The sequence below is a fragment of the Sphingobium chlorophenolicum genome (assembly GCF_000722875.1).
Taxonomy (GTDB): domain Bacteria; phylum Pseudomonadota; class Alphaproteobacteria; order Sphingomonadales; family Sphingomonadaceae; genus Sphingobium; species Sphingobium chlorophenolicum.
Map to the genome: position 1 here is coordinate 1 of NZ_JFHR01000073.1, position 21,039 is coordinate 21,039.

Here is a 21,039-nt window from a genome sequence, read left to right on the forward strand (position 1 = left end):
CCCCTAGCCCCTCCCGCCTGCGGGAGGGGGAATGGCACCCACGAACCCTTGCCACCCCCCCCATTCTCCCCTAAGTCCCCCACGTCATCTGGGGAGTAGCCAGCCGTTCCGCGTCAGGAACGGGCCGTTCGTCAACATATTTGGCCGAGAGGCCATGGCGGGCGGGATGCGAAGGAAACTTCGCATCGGGCGAGACCAATGGCACCACCTTCTCCGTCCGGCCGGGCGGGGGAAGGCGGTGGCATTGCGTCTTTCATCTTCGCCCGGCCCTGGAACGACCCGCATGGAAGCCATATTCACCTCCACCGCCCTCGTCGCGCTCGCCGAAATGGGGGACAAGACGCAATTGCTGGCGATGCTGCTCGCCACCCGCTTCCGCAAGCCCACGCCGATCATCCTCGGCATCCTGGTCGCCACGCTCGCCAACCATTTCCTCGCCGCGCTGGTCGGCCATTCGGTCGCGGGCGCGCTGACCCAGCCCTGGTTCCGCTACGCCGTCGCCGCCAGCTTCATCGCCATGGCCGTCTGGACGCTGATCCCCGATAAATTCGACGAGGATGAACCGCTCAAGGCGCCGTCGAAGGCAGGCGTGTTCATGACCACCCTGATCGCCTTCTTCCTGGTCGAAATGGGCGACAAGACGCAGGTGGCGACCGTGATGCTGGGCGCGCGCTTCGACAATATCCTCGCCGTCACGGCAGGCACGACCCTCGGCATGATGATTGCCAATGTGCCCGCCGTGCTGTTCGGCGGCGCGCTGGCGCGGAAGGTGCCGATGCGCGCTCTTCAGATCGGGGCGGCCCTGCTGTTCCTCGGCCTTGGCCTATGGATGATTGCTGATTTGCGGGGCTGGATCGGGTAAATAGTTGTCAGCGGGCGGCGGCTGTTGCAAGGGAACCCGCAAGAGTCATTCCCTTTGAACGGATAGGCATGGGACGCGTGATGAAGGACAGTCTGGTTACGGTGTTCGGCGGCGGCGGCTTTCTGGGCAGGCAGGTCGCACAAGCGCTGATGGCGCGCGGCGCGCGCGTGCGCGTGGCCCAGCGCGACCTGGCGACCGCCCTGCGCGTGAAGCCGCTGGGCGGCCTTGGCCAGACCCAGTTCGTCGCGGCCGACATCCGCAAGCCCGAAAGCGTCGCCCGCGCCATTGCGGGCAGCGATATCGTCGTCAATCTGGTCGGCGTGCTCTCCGGCGATTTCGAAGGATCGCACCATGACGGCGCGGCCAATGTCTCGAAAGCGGCGGCGGCCGCGGGCGTCAGGGCGCTGGTCCACATCTCCGCCATCGGCGCGGATGCGCAAAGCCCCTCCGCCTATGGCCGGTCGAAGGCAGCGGGCGAGGAAGCGGTCAAGGCCGCTTTCCCAACTGCCACCATCATCCGCCCGTCGATCGTCTTCGGGCCGGAGGATCAGTTCCTCAACCGCTTCGCCGAAATCGTCCGGCTGGCCCCGGTGGTGCCGGTGATCGGCGCGACCACCAAATTCCAGCCCGTCTACGTCGCCGACGTGGCGCAGGCCATCGCCAACGCAGCCGAAAATCCGGGCCTGCATGGCGGCAAGACCTATGAACTGGGCGGGCCGCAAACCTACACCATGCTGGAACTCAACGGCTGGATCGCCAAGGCCATCGGCCGGGAACGCGGCCTGTGTCCGGTTCCCGCCTCCATCGCCTCGCTGATCGCCCTGCTGCCGGGCGGCCCGATCACGCGGGACCAGTTGGCCATGCTGGGCAAGGACAATGTGGTTGCCCCCGGCGCGAACGGACTGGCCGACCTTGGCGTCGCGCCCACGCCGATGCCCGCCGTCGCGGAAAAATGGCTGGTCCGCTACCGCAAGCATGGCCGCTTCGCCGGGCGGGTTCAGGCCTGATCGGCTGGACCGGCAGCAGATAGCGACCGGCCGTGCGGCAACCGCTTGCCTCGCCCCTTCGCGCCTGCACAATGACCTTTCCCTTCCGCCCCCTCCCGTCCGGGAGGGGGCTTGTCTTTGCCTGCCCCATTAAGGACCGGACCCACCCATGGACCTGCATTATCTGACAGTCATCCTGCTTGGCATTGTCGAGGGGCTGACCGAATTCCTGCCCGTATCCTCGACTGGCCACCTGATCCTGGCCAGCGAATTGCTGGGCTATGATGCGTCCACCTGGGCGATGTTCAACGTCATCATCCAGTTGGGCGCGATCCTGGCGGTGGTGGTGCTTTACTGGCGGACCTTCTGGGCGGTCGGCATGGGGCTGCTGCGCCGGGAACCGACAAGCTGGCGCTTCCTGCGCAACCTGCTGGTTGCCTTCATCCCGGCGGCGATGATCGGCTTGGCGCTCCACGATTATATAGAGGCGCTGCTGGGCGCGCCGAAGGTCGTTGCATGGGCGCTGATCGTCGGCGGCGTCGCGATCCTGGGGATCGAACGGATGGTGAAGGAAAACCGCTTCCACGGCATCGCCGACATCCCCTTCGTCCGGGTGGTCGGCATCGGCTTCATCCAGTGCCTTGCCATGATTCCGGGCGTCAGCCGGTCGGGCGCGACCATCATGGGCGCGCTGATGCTGGGCGTCGAACGGCGCACCGCGGCGGAATTCAGCTTCTTCCTCGCCATCCCGACGATGTTGGGCGCGACGGCGCTGGAATTGCTGAAAAACGGCGACAAGCTGACCTCCGCCACGGTCGGCTGGGACAGCATCGCGCTGGGCTTCATCGTCTCCTTCATCGTCGCGCTGCTGGTGATCAAATGGTTCGTCGGCCTCGTCTCCCGCCACGGCTTCACCCCCTTCGCCTGGTATCGAATCATCGCGGGCATCACCGCGCTGGCATGGCTTTCCCTGAGGTAAGGCCGAAACGGACCTAATTCACGCAAGATTATTTCAGGATTTCGCCGCATCCGCGAAGCCGCCCCAGAAAATAGGTCAAATATACTGCCATAAATCGCAGAATCCACGTGACTTTGCGGGTCTTTCTGCTATTGGCACCCCTGCAATTCATTCAGGGACTCACCATGGCAGACAATCCAATGCTGAAATTCGTGGGAACGGGCCAAGCCTATCCCGAGAAGCGTTCGGCCGACGATCGCGCCGACGACTTCCTCGAAATCAGCCGCAGCTTCATCCTGGAAAAGGCGGAGGAACAGGCGTCGCGCTGCTCGCAATGCGGCGTGCCCTATTGCTCGACCCACTGCCCGCTGCACAACCATATCCCCGACTGGCTGCGCCTGACCGCCGAAGGCCGCCTGCGCGAAGCCTATGAACTCAGCAACCTGACCAGCACCATGCCGGAAATCTGCGGCCGCATCTGCCCGCAGGACCGCCTGTGCGAGGGCAATTGCGTCATCGAATTTTCGGGCCACGGCTCCGTCACCATCGGATCGGTCGAAAAATACATCACCGACACCGCCTGGAAGGAAGGCTGGGTCGAACCCCTCATCCCCGGCGCGCCGCTCGGCCAGTCGGTCGGCGTCATCGGCGCCGGTCCGGCGGGCCTCACCACGGCGGAATATCTGCGCGTCGCGGGTTATGAAGTGCATGTCTACGACCGTCACGACCGCGCCGGCGGGCTGCTGACCTACGGCATCCCCGGCTTCAAGCTGGAGAAGGACGTGGTCATGCGTCGCATCCAGCGCCTGAAGGACGGCGGCATCACCTTCCACGAAAGCTTCGAGATTGGCCGCGACGCCTCCATGGAGGAACTGCGCAGCCGCCACGACGCCATCCTGATCGCGACCGGCGTCTACAAGCCCCGCGACATCAAGGCGCCGGGCGTCGGCGCGCCGGGCGTGGTGAAGGCGCTCGACTTCCTCATCGCCTCCAACAAGGCCGGTTTCGGCGACGCCGTGCCGGAACATGAGGACGGATCGCTCCACGCCAACGGCAAGAAGGTCGTCGTCATCGGCGGCGGCGACACCGCGATGGACTGCGTCCGCACCGCGATCCGCCAGGGCGCGACTTCGGTCAAGTGCCTCTACCGCCGCGACCGCGACAATATGCCCGGTTCGCAGCGCGAAGTCGCCAATGCGGAAGAGGAAGGCGTCGAATTCGTCTGGCTCTCCGCCCCAATCGCCTTTGAGGGCACGGAGCATGTCACCGGCGTCAAGGTCACGAAGATGCGCCTCGGCCAGCCCGACGCTTCGGGCCGCCGCGCCCCGGAACCCGATCCGGGCACGGAACACACGCTGGAGGCGGACCTCGTTATCAAGGCGCTGGGTTACGATCCGGAGGAACTGCCCAAGCTGTTCGGCGCGGACGACCTGTCGGTCACCCGCTGGGGCACGCTGCGGGTCGATCACAAGACGATGATGACCAGCATGGACGGCGTCTTCGCGGCGGGCGACATCGTGCGCGGCGCATCGCTGGTGGTCTGGGCGATCCGCGACGGCCGCGACGTGACCGAACATATGCACCGCTACCTGAAGGCGAAGGCCAAGGCCGCCGCCGGGGAAAGGCAAGCGGCCTGATGCGCGCCTTCCGGTCGTCCCTGATCGGGCTGGCGCTGCTGGCCGCGCCGGTCGTGCAGGCGCAGACTCCACTTGGCGCGCCCGCGCCTGACGCGGCGCGCATCGCGGCGGCGCGGCCTGTGGTGGACAAGATTTTCCCCGCCGGCACCTACCGCCGGATGATGGACGGCACTCTGTCCAAGATGATGGACGGGATGATGGATGGCGTCATGAAGATGCCGATCGCCCAACTCGCCCGCATCGGCGGTGTCCCGCAGGACAAGCTGGCCGGGCTGAACGAAAGTTCGATGGAGCAGATCAGCGCGATCATCGACCCCAATTTCCGCCAGCGCACGAAGGTCGGCATGGACGCGATGATGGCGTCGATGGTCGACCTGATGGACGGTTTCGAACCCAAGGTGCGCGACGCGCTGACCCGCGCCTATGCGCGCAAGTTCGACGGAAGGCAGCTCTCCGAACTGGAGGCCTTTTTCCGAACGCCGACCGGCGATCTCTATGCCCGGCAGTCCATGATGATGTTCATGGACCCGGAGATTATGAGCGAAATGCAGGCCTTCATGCCTGAGATGATGAAGAAGATGCCCGATATGGCGGCAAAGGCGGAGGCGGCGACCAAAAGCCTGCCGCCGCCGCGCAAGATCGCGGACCTGTCGCAGGAGGAGCGCGGCAGGCTGGCGAAGCTGTTGGGTGTCAAGGCGAGCGACCTGCATGACGGCGCCGCCACGCATGACGAAGGGACGAAGTGATGACTGACCAGAACCGTTTCATGGCGAGCCCCGAAGAGCGCGCCCGCATCGCGGCCGAGGGCATGTATCACCCGGAGATGGAAGGCGATGCCTGCGGCGTCGGCCTGGTCGCCGCGACCGATGGCCGCCCCAGCCGCCGCGTGGTCGCCAGCGCCATCGACGCGCTGAAGGCCGTCTGGCACCGCGGCGCAGTCGACGCCGATGGCAAGACCGGCGACGGCGCTGGCATCCATGTCGACCTGCCGGTGCGCTTCTTCGACGACGCCATCGCGGACTCCGGTCACAAGCCGCTGCCCAACCGCCTCGCCGTCGGCATGATCTTCCTGCCGCGCACGGACCTCAGCGCGCAGGAAACCTGCCGCACCATCGTCGAGGCCGAGATCATCGACGCGGGCTACACCATCTACGGCTGGCGCCAGGTGCCCGTCGACGTCTCCGTCATCGGGGAAAAGGCGCAGCGCACCCGCCCTGAAATCGAGCAGATCATGATCGCCGGTCCCATGCCGGAGGAACGCGACCAGGCCGAATTCGAAAAGGATCTCTACCTCATCCGCCGCCGGATCGAGAAGAAGGTGATCGCCGCGCAGATCCAGGATTTCTACGTCTGCTCGCTGTCCTGCCGCTCGATCATCTACAAGGGCCTGTTCCTCGCGGAATCGCTGTCGGTCTTCTATCCCGACCTGCAGGATGAGCGGTTCGAGAGTCGCGTCGCCATCTTCCACCAGCGCTATTCCACCAACACCTTCCCGCAATGGTGGCTGGCCCAGCCGTTCCGCACCCTCGCCCATAATGGCGAGATCAACACGATCCGCGGCAACAAGAACTGGATGAAGAGCCACGAGATCAAGATGGCCTCGCTGGCCTTTGGCGAACAGTCGGAGGACATCAAGCCCGTGATCCCGGCGGGCGCGTCCGACACCGCCGCGCTCGATGCCGTGTTCGAGGCGATCTGCCGCTCCGGCCGCGACGCGCCGACGGCGAAGCTGATGCTCGTGCCCGAAGCCTATCAGTCGGCCGACGCCGAACTGCCCCAGGCCCATTCGGACATGTATGAATATCTCGCCTCCGTCATGGAGCCGTGGGACGGCCCCGCCGCCCTCGCCATGACCGACGGCCGCTGGGTCGTCGCGGGCGTCGACCGCAACGCGCTGCGCCCGCTGCGCTACACGCAGACCGGCGACAATCTGCTGATCGTGGGTTCGGAAACCGGCATGGTCGTCGTGCCCGAAACCACCATCGTCAAGAAGGGCCGCATGGGCCCCGGCCAGATGATCGCCGTCGACCTGGCCGAAGGCGTGATCTACGACGATCATGAGATCAAGGACCAGATTGCGGGCGAACGCCCCTATTCGGAACTGATCAAGGACTTCATGACGGTCAACGATCTGGCCGATGCGTCCAGCGCCCTGCCCGCATGGGACAAGGCCGAACTGACCCGCCGTCAGGTCGCCGCGAACATGACGCTGGAGGATATGGAACTGATCCTCGCCCCCATGGTCGAGGATGCGAAGGAAGCCGTCGGCTCCATGGGCGACGACACGCCGCTGGCCGTCATTTCCGACAAGCCGCGCACGGTCAGCCATTTCTTCCGCCAGAATTTCAGCCAGGTCACCAACCCGCCGATCGATCCGCTGCGGGAACGCTACGTCATGAGCCTGAAGACGCGCTTCTCCAACCTCCACAATATATTGGAGCAGGACGCGCAGAACAGCCATGTGCTGGTGCTGGATTCGCCGGTCCTGACCTCGTCCGAATGGGCGAAGCTGAAGGGGCATTTCGGTCCTGCCGTCGCGGAAATCGACTGCACCTTCCCGGCGGAAGGCGGGCAGGAACAGCTTCGCGCCGCCATCGCCCGCATCCGCGAGGAAGCGGAACAGGCCGTGCGCGAGGGCCGCACCGAAATCTTCCTGACCGACGAGCATGTAAATGCCGACCGCGTCGCCATCGCCGGGGTGCTGGCGGCGGCGGCCGTCCACACCCATCTCGTCCGCAAGGGGCTGCGCAGCTACGCCTCGATCAACGTGCGCTGCGCCGAAGCGCTCGACACCCATTATTTCGCGGTGCTGATCGGCGTCGGCGCGACCACGGTGAACGCCTATCTGGCCGAAGCCAGCATAGCCGACCGCCATGCCCGCGGCCTGTTCGGCGACCTGTCGCTCGACCAGTGCTTCGAACGCTATCGCATCGCCATCAACGAAGGCCTGCTGAAGATCATGTCCAAAATGGGCATCGCGGTCATCAGCAGCTATCGCGGCGGCTATAATTTCGAAGCGGTCGGCCTGTCCCGTGCGCTGGTCAACGATCTCTTCCCCGGCATGCCCGCGAAGATTTCGGGCGAGGGCTATGCCTCGCTCCATTACAGCGCGAAGCTGCGCCACGACACCGCCTATGACAGCGCCGTCGTGCGCCTGCCGGTCGGCGGCTTCTACCGCCAGCGCAACGGCGGTGAGACGCATGCCTATTCGGCGCAGTTGATGCACCTGCTGCAAACCTCTGTCGCGACCGACAGCTATTCGACCTATCTGCAATTTTCGCGCGGCGTGCGCGATTTGCCGCCGGTCTATCTGCGCGACCTGCTGGAATTCAACTTCGCCCGCGAAGCCGTGCCGATCGACGAGGTCGAGGCGACCACCGAAATCCGCAAGCGCTTCGTAACGCCCGGCATGTCGCTGGGCGCGCTGTCGCCCGAAGCACATGAGACGCTGGCCATCGCCATGAACCGCATCGGCGCCAAGGCCGTGTCGGGTGAGGGCGGCGAGGATGCGAACCGCTTCAAGCCCTATGAAAATGGCGACAATGCGAACAGCGTGATCAAGCAGATCGCGTCGGGCCGCTTCGGCGTCCATGCCGAATATCTGGGTTCTGCCGAGGAAATCGAGATCAAGGTCGCGCAGGGCGCCAAGCCCGGCGAGGGCGGCCAGCTACCCGGCTTCAAGGTGACGGAGTTCATCGCCAAGCTGCGCCATGCGACGCCCGGCGTGACCCTGATCTCGCCGCCGCCGCACCATGACATCTACTCGATCGAGGATCTCGCGCAGCTCATCTACGACTGCAAGATGATCAACCCCCGCGCCCGCGTCTGCGTGAAGCTGGTCAGTCAGGCGGGCATCGGCACGGTGGCGGCGGGCGTGGCGAAGGCGCATGCCGACGTCATCCTGGTCGCGGGCCATGTCGGCGGCACCGGCGCTTCGCCGCAGACGTCGGTCAAATATGCGGGCACGCCCTGGGAAATGGGCTTGTCCGAAGCCAATCAGGTGCTGACCCTCAACGGCCTGCGCCACCGCGTGAAGCTGCGCACCGACGGCGGCCTCAAGACCGGCCGCGACATCGTGATCGCGGCGATCCTGGGCGCGGAGGAGTTCGGCATCGGTACGCTGTCGCTGGTCGCCATGGGCTGCATCATGGTGCGCCAGTGCCACAGCAACACCTGCCCCGTCGGCGTCTGCGTGCAGGATGAAAAGCTGCGTCAGAAGTTCACCGGCACGCCGGAAAAGGTCATCAACCTCATGACCTTCATCGCGGAAGAGGTTCGCGAAATCCTCGCCCGCCTGGGCTATCGCAGCCTGGACGAGGTGATCGGCCGCACCGAACTGCTCAAGCAGGTCAATCGCGGCGCGGAGCATCTGGACGATCTCGACCTCAATCCCATTCTCGCCAAGGTGGACGCGCCCGACGACCAGCGCCGTTTTTCGCTGACCGAATGGCGCAACCCCGTCCCGGACAGCCTGGATGCGCAGATGATGAAGGACGCCCGCGCCGTCTTCGAACGGGGCGAGAAGATGCAGCTCACCTACACGGTGCGCAACACGCATCGCGCCGTGGGCACCCGCCTGTCCGCCGCCGTGACTGAGCGTTTCGGCATGTCGACGCTTGCGGACGGCCACCTGACCGTGCGCCTGCGCGGCTCGGCGGGCCAGTCGCTCGGCGCCTTCCTCTGCAAGGGCATCAAGCTGGAAGTCTTCGGCGACGCCAACGACTATGTCGGCAAGGGGCTGTCGGGCGGCATCATCACCGTGCGCACGACCGTATCCTCGCCGCTGTCGAGCAAGGACAACACCATCATCGGCAACACCGTCCTCTATGGCGCGACCAGCGGCAAGCTGTTTGCGGCAGGTCAGGCCGGGGAACGCTTCGCCGTCCGCAATTCGGGCGCGCAGGTGGTGGTCGAGGGCTGCGGCGCGAACGGCTGCGAATATATGACCGGCGGCACGGCGGTCATCCTGGGCAAGACCGGCGCGAATTTCGGCGCGGGCATGACCGGCGGCATGGCCTTCATCCTGGACGAGGACGGCAGCTTCCCGACCCGCGCCAACCCGGAAAGCATCCTCTGGCAGCGCCTCGAAAGCGCCCATTGGGAAGCGGAGTTGAAGTCGCTGATCGCCCAGCATGCGGTGGCGACGGACAGCAAATGGTCGAACACGATCCTGGACGACTGGGACCGCTGGCGCCGTTATTTCTGGCAGGTCTGCCCGAAGGAAATGGTCAGCCGCCTCGCTTATCCGCTCAGCGATGCTTCGGCGCAGGTGGTCGCCGCCGAATAAGCGGCCTCAATAGGCAATAGCAGCGTCCGCCGGGGCCTCCCCGGCGGGCGTTTTGCCATTCGGGGCCTCGGCGATCCGGACAGGCTGGAAACTCTCCTCGCGCTCCTCCGACGCAGGCAATAGAGACGCTGGCGGGGACGGCGGCGCAAACTCCGCCTGCCCCTCATCCTCCCGCGCCGCATAATCGCGCCACGCCGGATCTTGCGCACCATCCCATCCCGCCATATCCGCCGCCATCTGCCGGTCGGCCAGCGTCGGGCCGCACCCCTCGCAATGGATCACCGCTGGGCCGGTCAGCGCCGCCGGGTCATAATCGGCATCTTCCGGCATGACTGCTTCAGGCAGCGGCGTTCCCATCGCGGCCCTGGGCGTCGTCGTGGCGTAGAGGCCCAGCCCGTAGCCGCCGGTCATCGCCATCCCTGCACAAGCCAATGAAAATAGCCAGAAGCGCGCCGACATGGGCCGATCCTTCCCTATCCTTCCATCGCTCCCCGACTTTCTCCGTCCAAAATAACGCAGATGAAGATAGGTTGTTGCATGGCCCCAAAGCCTTTGCTAAGGGCCGCCTCCTACCAAGGCACCGGCCCCGCCGGTTCCCGGAAATGTGCGGTCGTGGCGGAATTGGTAGACGCGCAACGTTGAGGTCGTTGTGGCCGAAAGGCCGTGGAAGTTCGAGTCTTCTCGACCGCACCATTTTCCCCAGCCAGTGACGCTGACCATCGCCTTCGGGCGCTTTGTGCCCGGCAGACATCCTCCGCCCGCAGGCGGAGGGAGACCGATCCGTTCAAGCGAAGATTTCGGCGAGCCTGCCCGCCTGCGGCCCATCCTTCCATGCGCGAAGGCCGAGATAGAGGTTCGCCTGCGCCGTGCTCCAGAAGGCGATGAACAGCGTGTTGCTCACCCCGGAAAAGATCAGCGTCAGCGGTCCGGGCCGCGCCAGTCCCTGTACGCTGGCCATGCCCCCCGCCATCACGACGGCGCCGACCACCGCCGAAAAGAGAAAGATCAGCACCACCATCAGCACTTGCAGGCCGAAAATCCGCCAGCGCACCCCCTTGGTCAGCGCGCGGCTGCGGGAAAAGGCGGCGAAGACGCCCTGCTCCTCCGCCACCAGCGCGGGCACCGCGACCGACCACATCAGGTACAGGATGACGCCGGGCACGATCAGCAGCATGGAACCGACCAACACGCCCAATATCATCAGGATCGACAGGCCGATCAGCGGCACCGCCACGGACAGTCCGGTGCCGATGCACTGGGCCAGGCTGGCGCGTTCGCCCTCCGCATGGGCGATGGCGGCGCGGACCAGCCCGCCCTGCGCCAGCATCGACAGCATCAGGAAGACGGCATAGGAGCCGAGCGAAACCGCGATGACCGCGACGGTGCTGGACCGGTCCGCCATCGCCAGCGTCGATCCGATGAAATAGCTGTAGAGCAGTTGCGGCAGCGAACTGAACAGGAAGGTGATGCCGAACGTCGCGACTGGATTGCCGCCCAAAGTGCCGAAGGTTCGGCTCAGCACCGTGCCGATGGAAAAGGACCGTTCCTCGGTCCAGCCTGCCTGCGTGGCCATGCTGAAAATTCCCCCTGCGATTATGTGCCCGTACAAATAGTGCATCACGCCATGGACTTTGTCATCCTTTGAATGACTTGCGTCCCGCCGCCGAGGCACTAGGGTCGTGCGTTCGGGGGTGTCGATGGCCGACAGTGGTGAAGTGGACGCGCAACTGGCCGCGGCGCATCGCGCTTTGCGGGCCGGGGGCGACGTGCAGTTCGACATGCTGCCCGCCCCGCCGCCCGCGCAACCGCCCGCCTGGCTGAAGGCGCTGGGCCAATGGCTGGAGCAGGTTCTGGCGCCGGTCGGGCGTTTCCTCCGCTGGATCGGCAGCTTCATGCCCGACGCGCCCTATGCCCGCATCTTCCTGTGGACGATCATCGCCGCGCTGCTGCTGTTGCTGCTCTGGATGGTGCAGGACCGTATCCGCCACGGCATCTGGCGCCTGCCGCGCTGGCGCCGCCCCAACATGGCCGATCCCGTCGACGCGCCGGAGGAGGATTGGGCGCCCGAAGCCGCGCCCGCCCGCGCCTGGCTGACGGAGGCTGACGCGCTGGCGGGGCAGGGCCGCTATGGCGAGGCTGTGCACCATCTCCTCCTCCGCAGCGTGGAGGATCTGTCCCGCCGCCGTCCCCAGATCGTGCGCCCCTCGCTCACCAGCCGCGACCTTGCCCGCGCCGCGGGCATCCCGCATGCGCCGCGCCGCCTGTTCGCGGAAATCGCGGCGGCGGTGGAACGCAGCCTGTTCGGCGGCCGCGCCATCGACGCGCAGGAATGGGGCCGCTGCCGCGCCGCCTATGCCGATTTCGCGCAAGCCCGGACCTGGGCGGCATGAGCGACCTTGCGATAGGCCGTCCGGACGGGCAGGGCACGCTCTTCCGCGCCCGCACGGTCGCGCTGCTGCTGGCGATCGGCATCGCCGGATTCATCGCCATGCTTGTGCTGGGGGCCTATGCGCCGGACCTGCGATCCGGCCGCAACGGCGGCGCCCATGCGCTGTCCAACGCCGTCACCGGCTATAGCGGCCTCGTGAAGCTGGCGGAGGCGACCGGCCGCCATCCCCGCATCCTGCGCGACCCGCGCCAGTTCGATACGGAGGATCTGCTGGTCGTCACGCCGGAAACCGGCGCCGTCGACATCAGCGCCGCCCTCCAGGAACGGATCACCAGGCCGACCCTGTTCATCCTGCCCAAATGGCGCACCGTGCCCGACGCGGACCATGGCGGCTGGGCGCGCTATCGGGGGCTGTTGCCGCTGTTCGAACCGATCGGCGTCCTCGCGCCCGAATATCGCTTCACCATGCGCCAATATCGCAGCGGCGGCGGCCTTCTGACTTCCCATATGGACTTCGGCCGTTTCTGGGCGCCGCGCCCGATCCAGACGATCACCGGCCTGCAAAGGGACGCGGGCAAGGACCGCCGGCTGACGCCCCTGCTGACCGACAAAAGCGGCGGCATCGTGCTGGCCCGCATCGGGGAGGGGCCGCTTTACGTGCTGGCCGATCCCGACCTGCTCAACAATCGCGGCATGAAGCAACTGGATCAGGCGTCGGCGGCACTGACCCTGCTCGACTGGATGAACAGCACGGGCGCGGGCGGCATCGCCTTCGACGTGTCGATGAACGGCTTCGGCCATTCGCGCAGTCCCCTGAAACTGCTGTTCGAACCGCCCTTTCTGGCGATGACGCTGGCGATCGCCGCCGCGCTGCTGCTGACCGGCCTGCACGCCCTTGGCCGCTTCGGCCCGGTCCGCCCAAGGGAACGCGCCATCGCCTTCGGCAAGGCGGCGCTGGTCGACAACAGCGCGCTCCTGATCCGCAAGGCGGGGCGGGAGGCGCGACTGGGCGGCCGCTATGCCGCCGCCGTGCGCGACCGGGCGGCGCGGGCCTTCGGCGCGCCCGCCCGCTTCAGAGACGGCGCATTGGACGACTATCTCGACGCATTGAAGGGCCGCCGCCGCTTCACCGACCTCGCGCAGGCGGCGGACGCGGCGACGAACCGGCACGGCCTGCTCGAAGCGGCGCAGGCGCTCCATGACTGGCAGGGGGAGAAGACGGAGTGACAGTGGAAGAAGTCCAGGCGCTGGCCGCCGCCATCCGGCAGGAGGTCGCCCGCGCCGTCGTGGGGCAGGAGGAGACGGTCGACCTGTTGCTGGTCGCGCTGTTCGCGGGCGGCCATATCCTGCTGGAAGGGCCGCCGGGCACCGCCAAGACGCTGATAGCGCACAGCTTCGCCCGTGCCCTCGGCCTCGATTTCGGCCGCATCCAGTTCACGCCGGACCTGATGCCCGGCGACATCATCGGCGCCAATCTGTTCAATTTCCAGACCAGCCAGTTCACCCTGACGCGCGGGCCGATCTTCACCGAATTGCTGCTGGCCGACGAAATCAACCGCACCCCGCCCAAGACCCAGGCCGCCCTGCTGGAGGCAATGCAGGAACGCACCGTCACAATCGACGGCGAAAGCCTGGCGCTCAGCGACCGTTTCATGGTCGTCGCCACGCAGAATCCGATAGAGCAGCAGGGCGTCTATCCCCTGCCCGAAGCGCAGCTCGACCGCTTCCTCTTCAAGCAGAGCGTCGATTATCCCGACAGCGCGCAGGAACGGAAGATCATTGCCAGCCACGGCGCGAAAACCCATGCCATGGCGCCGGAGGAATGGGGCGTGACCCCGGTGGCCGACGCCGCCCGCATCGCCGAAGCGCTCGCCGCCGTGGCGCAGGTGCGGCTGGTGGATGAGGTGGTCGACTATATCCTCGCCCTGATCCGGGGCACGCGGGACGTCGCCGATCTGGAAAGCGGCGCATCCCCGCGCGCTGGCGCGATGCTGGCGGGCGCGGCGCGGGCGCGGGCGGCGATAGACGGGCGCGATTTCGTCATTCCCGACGATGTGAAGGCGCTGGCCCCCGCGCTGCTGCGGCACCGCCTGATCCTCTCGCCAGCGGCGGAAATCGACGGCCGCCGGATAGAGGATGTCGTGACCGGCATCATCGAAACCATAGAGGCGCCACGCTGAGGACCGCGCCATGATCTATCCCACGCGCCTTGCCATCATGGCGGCGGCGGCGGGCGCGCCGGTGACGCTGCTCGTCGCCCTGCTGGCGCCGGGCCGCTGGCATGCGGCGCTGGCATGGCCGCTGGCGGTGCTGCTGGCGACGCTGGCCGACGCCCTGCGCGGTGCGCGTCCGGCGCAGGCCACGGCCCGCATCGAAGCGCCCCGCAAGGCCAGCGTGGGCGCGGATGTGGAGGCGGCGCTGCACGTGACCATCGCCGGACAAGCGCCGCTCCGCGCCCAGTTCGCGCTCCATGCCGATCCGCTGCTGGAGCAGGCGGAGGAGGGGGCCTGGCTGGACCTGACGAACGGCATCGGCGCGGGGTCCGTGACGCTGCGCGCCGCCCGGCGCGGCACGGCGCGGATCGACCGGGTCTGGCTGCGCTGGCGGGGCGGGCTGGGGCTGGCGTGGAAACAGCGCGTCATCCCGCTCGACGCCGCCATCGCCATCCTGCCCGACATCCGCCCGCTGCATGAACGCGGCGCGCAAATCTTCCAGCGTCACGCGCTGCAAGGGCTGATGGCGCAGGTGGATCGCGGCGACGGCGCGGATTTCGACGCGCTGGTGGAGTTCCGATCCGGCATGGACCGGCGCGCCATCGACTGGAAGCAGTCGGCCCGCCACGTCAAGCTGCACGCCAAGGAATATCGGTCCGAACGCAACAACCAGATCGTCTTCGCCATCGACAGCGGACGGCAGATGAGCGAGCCGGTGGCGGGCCTCAGCCGCCTCGACCGGGTGGTGTCGGCGATGCTGCTGACCGCATGGGTCGCGCTGAAACTGGGCGACCGGGTGGCGCTCCACGCCTTCGATTCGCGCCCGCGCATCGCCAGCGGCCTGGTGTCGGGCGCGGCGGCCTTCGGCGAATTGCAGCGGCTCGCCGCCGGGATCGACTATAGCGGGGAGGAAACCAACTATACCCATGCGCTGACGACGCTGGCCACGCGGCTGACGCGGCGGTCGATGATCTTGCTGTTCACCGAATTCACCGACCTCGCCTCCGCCGAATTCCTCGTGCGGGCGGCGGCGCGGCTGGTGGAGACGCACCTGCTGCTGGTCATGGTGCTGCGGGACGAGGAACTGGAATCGATCCTCGACCGCCGCCCCGAAAGCGCCGACGACGTGACCCGCGCCGTCACCGCCGCGGCCTTGTTGAAGGACCGGCTGATGGTGCTGACCCGCCTGCGCCATCTGGGCGTCCATGTCATCGAAAGCGAACATGACCGCGCCGTCGACCGGCTGGTGGAGGGTTATGTCGACCTCAAGCGGAGGAATTTGCTGTGAACGCGCTGGTCCATGGCCCTGCCGACGCCCCGCTGGTCAACGCCAGCCGCTTCCGCGCCGCGCATGAGGCGGAATGGGACCGGCTGGACCGGCTGGTGACGCGGATGGAGAAGCGCTCCGTCCGCGCCCTGCCCGAAGAGGATATATTGGCGCTGCCCTTGCTCTACCGCTCCGCACTGTCGTCGCTATCGGTGGCGCGGGAAACCTCGCTCGACCGGTCGCTCGTCACCTATCTGGAACAGCTTTGCACCCGCGCCTATTTCCAGCTTTACGGCGTGCCCGATTCGGCGCTGCGCCAGATGGGGCGCTTCTTCGGGCAGGGCTGGCCGCTGGCGGTGCAGGCGCTCTGGCGGGAAACATTGGCCTGCCTGTTCCTCACCGTCGCCGGGCTGCTGGCGGGCTATTGGCTCGTCGCCACCGACCCAAGCTGGTATTACAGCATCATCCCCGACGCCATGGCGGGCGGCCGCGATCCGGCGGCCAGCGCGGAAACGCTGCGCGCCACCATCTATGGCCAGCAAAAGGGGGGGATGCTGGCGACCTTCGCCGCCTATCTCTTCACCCATAACAGCCAGGTCGCGATCTTCGCCTTCGCGCTGGGTTTCGCCTTCACCGTGCCGACCGTGCTGCTGCTGGTCTATAACGGGCTGACGCTGGGCGCGATGCTGTGCCTGTTCGCGCAGAAGGGGCTGGGCTTCGGCTTCATCGGCTGGCTGACCATCCATGGATCGACGGAGATGTTCGCCATCATCCTGGCGGGCGCGGCGGGCATGAAGATCGGCACCGCCGTCGCCTTTCCGGGGCGGCGTGCCCGCACCGAAGCCGCCGTGCTGGCGGGGCGGGAAGCGGCGGTCGCCATGGCGGGCGTGGTGCTGATGCTGATGGTCGCCGGGTTGCTGGAGGGAATTGGCCGCCAGACGGTGCAGGACGACCTGATGCGCTACGGCATCGGCCTTGCCGCGCTGGCCGGTTGGCTGGCCTATTATTATCTGCCCCGGCGCAGCGAGGACCGCCATGTTCCGGCGGCGTGACAGGGCGGCGCGCGCGCCCGTCTCCCTCCGCCGCAGCTTCGTCACGCCGGAGGGGATCGACCTGCGCCTGGAACTGGCGAGCGCGGGCACGCGGGCGTCGGCCTTCATGATCGATCTTCTCATCATGACGGGCGCGCTGATCCTGGCCACGGTCCTGATCGGCCTGCTTGGCATTGCCGGGGCGCGGGGCGAAATCGTGATGATCCTCTGGCTGGTCGGCGCGTTCGTGCTGCGCAACGGCTGGTTCACCCTGTTCGAAATGGGCGGACGCGGCGCCACGCCGGGCAAGCGGCTGCTTGGCCTGCGCGTGATTGCGCGGGACGGCGGGCGGCTGACCGGCGGCGCGGTGATCGCCCGCAACGCCCTGCGGGAGGTGGAGTTGTTCCTGCCGCTCTCCTTCCTCGGCATGCAGGCGACGCAGGACGCCGCCGACGGCTTCCTCATCCTCTTCGCCCTGTCATGGACCGGCATCTTCCTCTTCTTCCCGCTGTTCAACCGCGACCGGCTGCGCGTCGGCGACCTGCTGGGCGGAACCTGGGTGGTGAACAATGTCCGCGCCACGCTGGGCGCCGATCTGGTCGCCGACCGCGCCCGCCACGAACGGCGCAGCTTCAGCGACGCCGCGCTGGACCTTTACGGCATCTACGAACTGCAAACGCTGGAAGATGTGCTGCGCAAGGGGCAGCCGGATGCGGTCGCTACGGTCGCGGCGACCATCCGGCGCAAGGCGGGCATGGCCGACGACGGCGACGACCAGGATTTCCTGTCCGACTATTATGCCGCCCTCTGCGCCCGTCTGGAGCGCGGCATGCTGGTGGGCCGCCGCAGGGAGGACAAGTTCGCCGCCGCCCCGCCGAAACGGTCAGCCTAGCGAAGCCCGAAAGGCCGCCAATTGCGCCACAGCCTCATCCAGCACCGCATCCGCCTTGGAAAAGCAAAGGCGCACCAGATGCGTCACCGGATCGGCCGGATAGAAGGCGGAAATCGGTATCGCCGCCACCCCCGCCTCATCGACGATCCGCTCGCAAAAACTCACATCGTCCATATCGATCCCCGAAGCGGGCAGATCGACCGTCACGAACCATGTTGCCGCGCTGGCGTTCACGACATAGCCCGCCCCGCGCAGCCCGGCCGCCAGCCGATCCCGCGACGCCTGATATCCCTCCCGCATGGCCGCGAACCAGCTTTCCGGCTTGCCCAGCCCCTCCGCCACCGCCCATTGCAGGTTGGGCGGCGTGGTGAAGGTCACGAACTGATGCGCCCGCGCCAGCAAAGTGGCGATGGGCGGCGCGGCGCACATCCAGCCGACCTTCCAGCCCGTGACGGAAAAAATCTTCCCCGCCGAACCGATCTTCACCGTCCGCTCCCGCATGCCCGGAAAGCCCATCAGCGGCCTGTGCGTCACCCCGTCGAAGGTGACATGCTCCCACACCTCGTCGCAGATCGCGATCAGATCATGCTCCACGCAAAATTCCGCCAGCAGCGCCAACTCCTCGTCGCCCAGCGCAATGCCGGTCGGGTTCACCGGATTATTCATCAGCAGGAATCGCGTGTTCGCGCTGACCGCTGCCTCCAGAGCCCCACGCCCGATCCGCCATTCGGGAGGGGTCAGCCGCAACACCCGCGCCACGCCGCCCGCCCGCTCGATCAGCGGCAGATAGGCGTCGTACAGCGGCGCCAGCACCAGCACCTCGTCGCCCGGACGGACCAGCGCCAACAGGCTGTCGGCAATCGCCTCCGTCGCGCCGGACGTGACGATGACCTCCTGCGCCGACAGGTCCAGCCCCTGATGCCGCGCATAATGGGCCGCCACCGCCTGCCGCAGTTCCGCCAGCCCCGCCATCGGCGGATATTGGTTGGACCGGGTCATCAACGCATCGGCGGCGGCGCAGAGTATCTCCTCCGGCCCCTGCGAATCGGGAAAGCCCTGCCCCAGATTGATCGCCCCGGTCTCCCGCGCGCGGGCCGACATTTTCTCGAAAATGGTGGTGGGCATGTCTCGATAGACGGGATGGCCAAGGGGATCGCGGACGCTCATGCCCGCCGACATGCCGGTTTTTTCAGCTAGGGGTCAAGTTGCACGTGATCGGCCCTCCGCTTCCGCCCTCCGATGCGTTAAGATGCCGCCTTTCTCACCATCATGAGCGAGCAGAGATGATCGACCGCCTGTTCCTGAAACATCCCAGAGATGTGAACGAAAGCTACGGCCAGCATTTCCATGTGGCGACGCGCTTCGGTTTCCTGATGGTGCGGGCGGGGCTGGCCTGCATGATCCATGGGCTGGTGCCCGCCCTCTTCACCCGCACCGGCAGCGCCACGGTCAAACGCCTCTACGGCGAAATGCGCCAGCGCCAACCCGATCTGGCGGAACGGCAGCCCGCCTATCTAACCCCGCAATGGCGCCCGGAATATGAAATTTGAGGGTTAAGAGCCTGTCCAATCACCAACACGCCGTGCTCCTGTCTGCGCAGGAACACGATGCGCTTCATTCCCCGATGCTCTGCAATCCCCGCGGCAACTTGCGCCGCCGAGTAAATCGGATGATCCGATTTACTCCCACTCAATCGTCCCCGGCGGCTTCGACGTATAGTCATAGACCACCCGGTTGATGCCCTTCACCTCATTGATGATCCGCGTCGCCACCCGGCTCAGGAAGGCGGCGTCGAACGGATAGATGTCCGCTGTCATCCCGTCGGTCGACGTCACCGCCCGCAGCGCGCACACGCTGTCATAGGTGCGATGGTCGCCCATCACCCCCACCGTCCGCACCGGCAGCAGCACCGCGAATGCCTGCCAGATCGCGTCGTACAGCCCGGCGTTCCGGATTTCCTCCAGATAGACCGCGTCAGCCTTGCGCAATATGTCGCACCGTTCCTTGCTCACCTCGCCCGGAATGCGGATCGCCAGACCCGGCCCCGGAAAAGGATGCCGCCCCACGAAAATTTCCGGCAGACCCAGTTCCCGGCCCAGCACGCGCACCTCGTCCTTGAACAGCTCACGCAGCGGCTCGACCAGCTTCATGTTCATGCGCTCAGGCAGACCGCCGACATTATGGTGCGACTTGATCGTCACCGAAGGCCCGCCGGTAAAGCTCACCGACTCGATCACGTCCGGATAGAGCGTCCCCTGCGCCAGAAAATCCGCCCCGCCGATCTTCTGCGCCTCTTCCTCGAACACGGCGATGAACTCGCCGCCGATGAACTTGCGCTTCTTTTCCGGATCGGTCAGCCCCGCCAGCCCACCCAGGAACCGCTCCTCGGCGTTCACATGGACCAGCTTGATGCCATAATGCTCGCGGAACAGGCTCACCACCTGCTCCGCCTCGCCCAGCCGCATCAGCCCATGGTCCACGAACACGCAGGTCAACTGATCGCCGATCGCCTCATGGATCAGCACGGCGGCCACGGCGCTGTCGACGCCGCCCGAAAGCCCGCAAATCACCCGGCCCTCGCCCACCTGCGCCCGGATATCGGCGATCTTGGTCGCGCGAAACTCCGCCATGGTCCAGTCGCCCGCCAGCCCGCAGACATGCCGCACGAAATTGGCGAGCAGCTTCGCGCCGTCGGGCGTATGCACCACCTCCGGATGGAATTGCGTCGCATAGAAACGCTTTTCCTCATTGGCGGTGATCGCATAGGGCGCGCCCTCGCTGACCGCCACCACTTCGAAGCCGGGGGCAAGCTGCGTCACCTTGTCGCCATGGCTCATCCACACCTGATGCTTTTCGCCCTCGGACCAGAGACCGTCGAACAGCGCGCAACCCTTCTTCACCTCGATGAAGGCGCGGCCGAACTCCCCGCTTTCGCCGCCTTCGACATTGCCGCCAAGCTGTTGCATCATCGTCTGCTGGCCATAGCAAATGCCCAGGATCGGTATCCCCGCGTCGAAGAAATGCTGCGGGGCGCGGGGGCTGTCCTCCCACATGACCGAAGACGGGCCGCCCGAAAGGATGATCCCCTTGGGCTTCAGCCGCTCGAACGCCTCGGCGGCGCTGTTGAAGGGCGCGATCTCCGAATAGACGCCCGCCTCGCGCACGCGGCGGGCGATGAGTTGCGTCACCTGGCTGCCGAAATCCACGATAAGGATGGAATCCTGAAGGGGCAGCGTCATCGAATCGCCTTTATAAGTCCAGAGGAAGGGATTCGCGCCCGGTTAGAGCGCTTGACGCCCCTTGTCCAGCAAAGCCTCCCGCCAACCTGGGCCGCGTGGACACATTCGGAATGTCAGGAAATGGCCAACCCAAGACATTCTTCTCCCCTCCCGTAGACGGGAGGGGCCGGGGGTGGGCCGCCGCGTCAGCGGCGTTCTTCCCTAGCCGAGAAGGCGGAAGCTCGCTCCGCTCGCGCCCACCCCCCTACCCCCCCCCCCCCCCCGGGAGGGGGGGGGGG

The 21,039-nt window shown here is 66.6% G+C and carries 17 protein-coding genes, 1 tRNA gene and 1 riboswitch; of the genes, 14 read left to right on the top strand and 4 right to left on the bottom strand.

Annotated elements, in window-relative coordinates; translation table 11 throughout:
• Positions 1-77: 77 nt before the first annotated feature.
• Positions 78-187: riboswitch (yybP-ykoY riboswitch) on the top strand.
• A 96-nt stretch (positions 188-283) separates the two neighbouring features.
• From BV95_RS20245 to gltB, 6 genes are all read left to right on the top strand, one after another.
• On the top strand, positions 284-862 hold the full coding sequence (locus BV95_RS20245) for a TMEM165/GDT1 family protein (RefSeq protein ID WP_037456461.1): 579 nt from the start codon (positions 284-286) through the stop codon (positions 860-862).
• Between the two features lie 68 nt (positions 863-930).
• Positions 931-1,869, top strand: coding sequence for a complex I NDUFA9 subunit family protein (locus tag BV95_RS20250; protein WP_037456465.1), 939 nt, complete (start codon positions 931-933; stop codon positions 1,867-1,869).
• Positions 1,870-2,017: 148 nt separating this feature from the next.
• The gene (locus BV95_RS20255; protein ID WP_037456470.1) at positions 2,018-2,827 is read left to right on the top strand and encodes an undecaprenyl-diphosphate phosphatase; all 810 of its coding nucleotides are present in this window, start codon (positions 2,018-2,020) and stop codon (positions 2,825-2,827) included.
• Positions 2,828-2,991: 164 nt separating this feature from the next.
• A complete protein-coding gene (locus BV95_RS20260) occupies positions 2,992-4,443 on the top strand; it encodes an NAD(P)-dependent oxidoreductase (RefSeq protein WP_037456473.1) in 1,452 nt (483 codons plus the stop codon).
• Positions 4,443-5,189: a DUF2059 domain-containing protein gene (locus BV95_RS20265; RefSeq protein WP_037456477.1), complete on the top strand. Its 747-nt coding sequence runs from the start codon at positions 4,443-4,445 to the stop codon at positions 5,187-5,189. Before BV95_RS20260 ends, BV95_RS20265 begins: the two co-directional genes overlap by 1 nt.
• On the top strand, positions 5,189-9,730 hold the full coding sequence (gene gltB, locus BV95_RS20270) for a glutamate synthase large subunit (RefSeq protein ID WP_037456481.1): 4,542 nt from the start codon (positions 5,189-5,191) through the stop codon (positions 9,728-9,730). Before BV95_RS20265 ends, gltB begins: the two co-directional genes overlap by 1 nt.
• Positions 9,731-9,736: 6 nt before the next feature.
• Here gltB and BV95_RS20275 read toward each other — a convergent pair whose 3' ends face one another.
• A complete protein-coding gene (locus tag BV95_RS20275) occupies positions 9,737-10,147 on the bottom strand; it encodes a hypothetical protein (RefSeq protein WP_234703256.1) in 411 nt (136 codons plus the stop codon).
• Between the two features lie 189 nt (positions 10,148-10,336).
• Here BV95_RS20275 and BV95_RS20280 point away from each other — a divergent pair.
• A tRNA-Leu gene (locus BV95_RS20280) sits at positions 10,337-10,423 on the top strand.
• Positions 10,424-10,514: 91 nt separating this feature from the next.
• Here the strand turns inward: BV95_RS20280 and BV95_RS20285 are convergent.
• The gene (locus tag BV95_RS20285) at positions 10,515-11,303 is read right to left on the bottom strand and encodes a hypothetical protein (protein WP_051749917.1); all 789 of its coding nucleotides are present in this window, start codon (positions 11,301-11,303) and stop codon (positions 10,515-10,517) included.
• Positions 11,304-11,427: 124 nt separating this feature from the next.
• Between BV95_RS20285 and BV95_RS20290 the strand changes: the two genes are divergently transcribed.
• The 6 genes from BV95_RS20290 to BV95_RS20315 are packed head-to-tail and all read left to right on the top strand — an operon-like array spanning position 11,428 to position 17,522.
• Positions 11,428-12,120, top strand: a complete 693-nt coding sequence (locus BV95_RS20290) for a DUF4129 domain-containing protein (protein ID WP_037456487.1) — start codon at positions 11,428-11,430, stop codon at positions 12,118-12,120.
• A complete protein-coding gene (locus BV95_RS20295; protein ID WP_037456490.1) occupies positions 12,117-13,346 on the top strand; it encodes a DUF4350 domain-containing protein in 1,230 nt (409 codons plus the stop codon). The genes BV95_RS20290 and BV95_RS20295 overlap by 4 nt, the downstream gene beginning before the upstream one ends.
• On the top strand, positions 13,343-14,299 hold the full coding sequence (locus BV95_RS20300) for an AAA family ATPase (protein WP_037456492.1): 957 nt from the start codon (positions 13,343-13,345) through the stop codon (positions 14,297-14,299). The genes BV95_RS20295 and BV95_RS20300 overlap by 4 nt, the downstream gene beginning before the upstream one ends.
• Positions 14,300-14,309: 10 nt before the next feature.
• Complete coding sequence (locus BV95_RS20305) at positions 14,310-15,620, top strand: DUF58 domain-containing protein (RefSeq protein WP_037456494.1); 1,311 nt, start codon at positions 14,310-14,312, stop codon at positions 15,618-15,620.
• Positions 15,617-16,651: a stage II sporulation protein M gene (locus BV95_RS20310; RefSeq protein ID WP_037456496.1), complete on the top strand. Its 1,035-nt coding sequence runs from the start codon at positions 15,617-15,619 to the stop codon at positions 16,649-16,651. The genes BV95_RS20305 and BV95_RS20310 overlap by 4 nt, the downstream gene beginning before the upstream one ends.
• On the top strand, positions 16,635-17,522 hold the full coding sequence (locus BV95_RS20315; RefSeq protein ID WP_037456498.1) for an RDD family protein: 888 nt from the start codon (positions 16,635-16,637) through the stop codon (positions 17,520-17,522). Before BV95_RS20310 ends, BV95_RS20315 begins: the two co-directional genes overlap by 17 nt.
• Here the strand turns inward: BV95_RS20315 and BV95_RS20320 are convergent.
• Positions 17,514-18,701 carry an aminotransferase gene (locus BV95_RS20320; protein WP_037456500.1) on the bottom strand — a complete coding sequence of 396 codons (1,188 nt, stop codon included), beginning with the start codon at positions 18,699-18,701 and terminating at the stop codon, positions 17,514-17,516. The genes BV95_RS20315 and BV95_RS20320 overlap by 9 nt on opposite strands.
• Before the next feature lie 104 nt (positions 18,702-18,805).
• On the opposite strand from BV95_RS20320, the gene BV95_RS20325 reads away from it, so the two are divergent.
• The gene (locus BV95_RS20325) at positions 18,806-19,072 is read left to right on the top strand and encodes a DUF6356 family protein (RefSeq protein ID WP_037456502.1); all 267 of its coding nucleotides are present in this window, start codon (positions 18,806-18,808) and stop codon (positions 19,070-19,072) included.
• A gap of 129 nt (positions 19,073-19,201) precedes the next feature.
• Here the strand turns inward: BV95_RS20325 and guaA are convergent, their stop codons facing one another.
• On the bottom strand, positions 19,202-20,761 hold the full coding sequence (guaA, locus tag BV95_RS20330; protein WP_037456504.1) for a glutamine-hydrolyzing GMP synthase: 1,560 nt from the start codon (positions 20,759-20,761) through the stop codon (positions 19,202-19,204).
• Positions 20,762-21,039 lie beyond the last annotated feature (278 nt).

Coding starts and splice junctions, on each gene's coding strand:
- BV95_RS20245 (WP_037456461.1), top strand. CDS start 284: ATGGAAGCCATATTCACCTCCACCGCCCTCGTCGCGCTCGCCGAAATG.
- BV95_RS20250 (WP_037456465.1), top strand. CDS start 931: ATGGGACGCGTGATGAAGGACAGTCTGGTTACGGTGTTCGGCGGCGGC.
- BV95_RS20255 (WP_037456470.1), top strand. CDS start 2,018: ATGGACCTGCATTATCTGACAGTCATCCTGCTTGGCATTGTCGAGGGG.
- BV95_RS20260 (WP_037456473.1), top strand. CDS start 2,992: ATGGCAGACAATCCAATGCTGAAATTCGTGGGAACGGGCCAAGCCTAT.
- BV95_RS20265 (WP_037456477.1), top strand. CDS start 4,443: ATGCGCGCCTTCCGGTCGTCCCTGATCGGGCTGGCGCTGCTGGCCGCG.
- gltB (WP_037456481.1), top strand. CDS start 5,189: ATGACTGACCAGAACCGTTTCATGGCGAGCCCCGAAGAGCGCGCCCGC.
- BV95_RS20275 (WP_234703256.1), bottom strand. CDS start 10,147: ATGGCGATGACCGGCGGCTACGGGCTGGGCCTCTACGCCACGACGACG.
- BV95_RS20285 (WP_051749917.1), bottom strand. CDS start 11,303: ATGGCCACGCAGGCAGGCTGGACCGAGGAACGGTCCTTTTCCATCGGC.
- BV95_RS20290 (WP_037456487.1), top strand. CDS start 11,428: ATGGCCGACAGTGGTGAAGTGGACGCGCAACTGGCCGCGGCGCATCGC.
- BV95_RS20295 (WP_037456490.1), top strand. CDS start 12,117: ATGAGCGACCTTGCGATAGGCCGTCCGGACGGGCAGGGCACGCTCTTC.
- BV95_RS20305 (WP_037456494.1), top strand. CDS start 14,310: ATGATCTATCCCACGCGCCTTGCCATCATGGCGGCGGCGGCGGGCGCG.
- BV95_RS20315 (WP_037456498.1), top strand. CDS start 16,635: ATGTTCCGGCGGCGTGACAGGGCGGCGCGCGCGCCCGTCTCCCTCCGC.
- BV95_RS20320 (WP_037456500.1), bottom strand. CDS start 18,701: ATGTCGGCGGGCATGAGCGTCCGCGATCCCCTTGGCCATCCCGTCTAT.
- BV95_RS20325 (WP_037456502.1), top strand. CDS start 18,806: ATGATCGACCGCCTGTTCCTGAAACATCCCAGAGATGTGAACGAAAGC.
- guaA (WP_037456504.1), bottom strand. CDS start 20,761: ATGACGCTGCCCCTTCAGGATTCCATCCTTATCGTGGATTTCGGCAGC.